A 642-nucleotide genomic window follows, 5' to 3' on the forward strand; every position below is an offset into this window, starting at 1 on the left:
GACCATCGCATCTGCCACCGATGACGTGGAAGCCGATACCGGCGCCCTCGCCGATGGCGACAGCTCCAATGATGCGACTCCGACGCTGACCGGCAGCGCCGAAGCCGGCAGCACCGTGACCCTCACCCACAATGGTGAAGTGATCGGCACCACCATCGCTGACAGCAACGGCACGTGGAGCTTCACACCGGCGACTGCCTTCGCCGATGGCGAACACGTCTTCAGCGTCACCGCCACCGATGCCGCGGGCAACGAAAGTGCACCGTCTGCCGACTTCACGCTCACCGTCGACACCACCGCGCCGGATGCGCCGATTCTGTCTGAGACCGATGGCATCACCGTCGCCGGGACCGGTGAAGCCGGTACCACGGTCGAGATCACCAATGCTGCTGGCGACGTCCTGGCCTCTGCTGAGGTCGACACCGATGGCAACTTCTCGGTCGCGCTATCTCCCGAGCAGGATGCCGGCACCGAGCTGACGGCTACCGTCACCGATGCTGCAGGCAATGAGAGCCCGGCTTCCGACACACTGGTGGTCCCGGAAGATGCCGACGTCACCGCCCCGAATGCGCCGACCATCGCCTCCGCCACGGATAATGTGGAAGCCGTGACCGGCTCCCTCGCCAATGGCGACAGCACCAA

General features: G+C 65.3%; 1 protein-coding gene. It reads left to right on the top strand.

All coding sequences use genetic code 11. From position 1 onward, the window contains the following. Positions 1–642: Ig-like domain-containing protein (locus HXS66_RS17250; protein WP_176504176.1), on the top strand; the 642-nt coding region annotated here is incomplete at both ends.

The organism is Cobetia sp. 5-11-6-3, assembly GCF_013374055.1.
GTDB lineage: Bacteria > Pseudomonadota > Gammaproteobacteria > Pseudomonadales > Halomonadaceae > Cobetia > Cobetia marina.